The sequence below is a fragment of the Hypericibacter sp. genome, from assembly GCF_050729195.1.
In the GTDB taxonomy this organism is placed as follows: Bacteria; Pseudomonadota; Alphaproteobacteria; order Dongiales; family Dongiaceae; genus Hypericibacter.
This window is the reverse complement of the sequence record NZ_JBOHKS010000103.1, coordinates 1-3,275: the sequence shown is the minus strand read 5'-3', so window position 1 is coordinate 3,275 and position 3,275 is coordinate 1. Positions and strand designations below refer to the sequence as shown.

The 3,275-nt window shown below is 67.8% G+C and carries 4 protein-coding genes; 2 read left to right on the top strand and 2 right to left on the bottom strand.

Annotated elements, in window-relative coordinates; translation table 11 throughout:
• A partial coding sequence (locus ACREE8_RS07715; RefSeq protein WP_431572401.1) for an aminotransferase class III-fold pyridoxal phosphate-dependent enzyme occupies positions 1–486 on the top strand: 486 nt, incomplete at its 5' end.
• Between the two features lie 25 nt (positions 487–511).
• On the opposite strand, the gene ACREE8_RS07710 is transcribed toward ACREE8_RS07715, so the two are convergent.
• Entirely contained in the window at positions 512–961 is a 450-nt protein-coding gene (locus tag ACREE8_RS07710) for a DUF411 domain-containing protein (RefSeq protein ID WP_431572400.1), read from the bottom strand.
• An 89-nt stretch (positions 962–1,050) separates the two neighbouring features.
• On the opposite strand from ACREE8_RS07710, the gene ACREE8_RS07705 reads away from it, so the two are divergent.
• Positions 1,051–1,557 (top strand): DUF488 family protein, encoded by a 507-nt coding sequence (locus tag ACREE8_RS07705; RefSeq protein WP_431572399.1) that lies wholly within the window; start codon positions 1,051–1,053, stop codon positions 1,555–1,557.
• On the opposite strand, the gene ACREE8_RS07700 is transcribed toward ACREE8_RS07705, so the two are convergent.
• Positions 1,545–3,275, bottom strand: a 1,731-nt coding sequence (locus tag ACREE8_RS07700) for an AMP-dependent synthetase/ligase (RefSeq protein ID WP_431572398.1), incomplete at its 5' end; no start/stop codon positions are given. The genes ACREE8_RS07705 and ACREE8_RS07700 overlap by 13 nt on opposite strands.

Sequence of the window (3,275 nt, the reverse complement as noted above, 5' to 3'; positions counted from 1 at the left end):
ACGATGGGCAAGCCCGTGGGCAACGGCCATCCGCTCGGCGTCATCGTGACCCGTCGGGAGATCCTCAAATCCTTCACCGACCGTACGGACTATTTCTCGACCTTCGGCGGAAACCCGGTCTCGGCCGCCGCGGGACTGGCGGTTCTCGATGTCCTGGAGCGCGAGGGTTTGCAGGAGAATGCCCGAACCACCGGCGCCTATTTCCGCCGCGGTGTCGAGGCGCTGATGGCCCGCCACGCGGCGATCGGCGACGTGCGCGGCACCGGCCTGGTCATGGGCGTGGAACTGGTGCGCGATCGCAAGACGCTGGAACCGGCGCCCGACTGGACCCGGCGCGTTGCCAATCTGATGCGCGAGCAGGGGGTTCTCATCGGCACCGAGGGCCCGCGCCGCAACGTGCTGAAGATCCGACCGCCGCTCTGCTTCCGCCCCGAGCATGCCGATATCGCCATCGAGGCGCTCGATCGCGCGCTGGCGGCGATCTGAGCCAGGGCGCTCCGGCGCCCCATCTTCATTCGACGGCAAAAACCTTCGGCGCATCGGCGCCGGCCGCGCGGTCGATCTGATAGATGGTGAAGGGCTCGGTCTTCTCCCCGCCCATACCGGGCGAGCCCATGGGCATGCCGGCCAGCGCGATGCCGACGATGTCGGGCCGTTCGGCCAGGAGCCGCCGGATCGGCTCGACCGGCACATGGCCCTCGATCACATAGCCGTCGCCCAAGATGGTGTGACAGCCGGCGAGCGCATCCGGCACGCCATGCTGGCGCCGGAAGGAGTCGAGATCGGGCGTTTCGACGATCGTCACCGCGAAGCCATGCTCCGTCAGATAGGCCGCGTGACCGGCACAGCAGCCGCAGGCCGGATCCTTGTGGAGGGTGAGGGGTGTCGCGGCGCGCGCCCGGCGGATGCCAGCCAGCAACAACGTCGACAGCGACAGAATCAACATGTCACGGCGATGCATGGTTCCCTTCCTCGCGAGGCGGCGACTTCGGCTAATCTTTAGGGGACCCGCCATGACAGGGCAAGCAAGGGGAGCGACCGGCGCAGGCCATGAGCGCGAAAGCTGAGGCGACAAAGCCAGGACATGGCGAACGGCCGATCCTGGCCACCACAGGTTATGAAGGTGCTTCGCTGGAGCGTTTCATCGCGACGCTGCGTGCCGCCGGGATTACCCTGGTGCTCGACGTCCGGGAGCTGCCTTGGTCCCGGCGCCGCGAATTCACCAAGAACCGCCTGAACGAGGCCTTGGCCGGGGCGCGCATCGGTTACATGCACCGGAAGTCTCTGGGAACGCCGAAGGCGGGCCGCGATGCGGCCAAGGCCGGGGACCGCGCGACCTTCCAGACGATTCTCGCGTCCCAGCTCGACAGCGCGGAAGGTCGAGCGGCACTGGCGGAAGCCGCGGCCCTGGCGCAGGAGGGTGGGCTCTGCCTTCTCTGCTATGAGCGCGATCCGAGACAGTGCCATCGTTCCGACGTGGCGCTGCGCCTCGCGGCACTCACGCCGTTGGAGATCCGCGATCTGGATTCCGCCGCCGGGCCGGATCACCGCTCATAAAGCCCGTCGATGAGCGATCCGAAGCGCTCGCGGATCTTGTGGCGCTTGATCTTGAGCGAGGGCGTCAGCATTCCGTTCTCGATGGTGAAGCCCTCGGGCGCCACCGTGTAGCGGCGGATGCGCTCGACCGCCGAGAGGCTGGCATTCACGCGGGCGACCGCTTCGCCCAGGGTTTTGATGAGTTCCGGTTCGTCGCGCAGCTGGACCAGATCGACGGGTTTGCGATGACGCTCCGCCCATTGGGCGAGGAACTCGGTTTCCGGCACCAGCAGCGCCACCAGATGCGGCCGGCGGTCGCCCGACACCATCGCCTGGCCGATCTCGGGCTGCGCCACCAGGAAGCCCTCGATCCGGGCCGGCGAGATGTTCTCGCCACCCGAAAGCTTGATCAGGTCCTTCTTGCGGTCGGTGATCGTGAGATAGCCATCCTTGTCGAGCGTGCCGATATCGCCGGTATAGAGCCAGCCCTCATGGATGGCCTTGGCGGTCGCCTCTTCGTCGCGCCAATAGCCCTGCATCACCACTTCGCCGCGGACCAGGATCTCGCCATCCTCGGCGAGCTTGATCTCGACACCGTCGATGGCGGGTCCCACCGTGTCGATCCGCACCCGGCCCAGCCGGTTGACCGAGATCACGGGGGCCGCCTCCGTCTGGCCATAGCCCTGGAGGATGCGCAGGCCCAGCGCCAGGAAGAAGGCGCCGATATCGGGATTGAGGGCCGCACCGCCGGAGACGAAGGCCTTGAGCCGGCCGCCGAAACGCGCGCGGACCTTGCGCCGAACCAGGATGTCGCAGGCGAAATCCAGCAGGCGCTCCAGCGGCGAGAGCGGCGCCAGGTGGAGCGCCTTGCGCCGGCCCAATGCCAAGGCGCGGTCGAACCAGCGGCGCTTCGACGGGGCGGCGTGGACGAGCCCGCGCTGGATGCGCCGATGCATCGCCTCATAGAGCCGCGGCACCGCGGTCATGACGGTGGGGCGGATCTCGGCGATGTTCTCGGTCAGCTTGTCGATGCTCTCGGCGTAATAGATCTCGGCGCCGATCGAGATCGGGAAATAGAGCCCTGCCGTATGCTCATAGGCGTGCGACAGCGGCAGGAACGACAGGAACAGCTCGTGGCTGAGATTGAGTTCCGACAGCACGCCGAAGGCGCCGCGGCAATTGGCGATGATGGCGCCATGGCTCAGCATCACGCCCTTGGGCGTGCCACCGGTGCCGGAGGTGTAGATGAAGCAGGCGGTGCCGGTGCGCTGGGTGGCGGCCAGGCGTTCGTCGATCTGGTCCGGGGCCGCGTCGCCCGTGGTCAGGACCTGGCTCCAGGCGAAGACGGGTTTGGCCGGCCGTTGCGCCAGGCCCAGATCCTCGATCGCCACGATCCAGCGCAGCTCGGGCGCCATGATCGCTGCCGGCAGCAGGCGGGTCGATAGCGCCTTGGTGGAGATGATCACGGCCGCCGCACCGCTGTGGGTCAGCACATGGTGATGGTCGGTGATGGTGTTGGTGACATAGGCCGGCACGGTGATGGCGCCGGCGGTCATGATGGCGAGATCGGCGATGGCCCATTCGGGCCGGCTTTCCGAGAGCAGCACCACCCGCTCACCGGGCTTGAGGCCGAAGGCCGTCAGCCCGCGCGCCAGCCGGCGGACCAGGCTGGCGGCCTGGCCATAGCGGGTCGGGACCCAGGCGCCTCCCACCTTCTGCCACAGGAAGGGGACATCGGG

Bases quoted from the DNA above. Each gene is read 5' to 3' on its own strand.
- ACREE8_RS07710 (WP_431572400.1), bottom strand. From the start codon at position 961: ATGCATCGCCGTGACATGTTGATTCTGTCGCTGTCGACGTTGTTGCTG.
- ACREE8_RS07705 (WP_431572399.1), top strand. From the start codon at position 1,051: ATGAGCGCGAAAGCTGAGGCGACAAAGCCAGGACATGGCGAACGGCCG.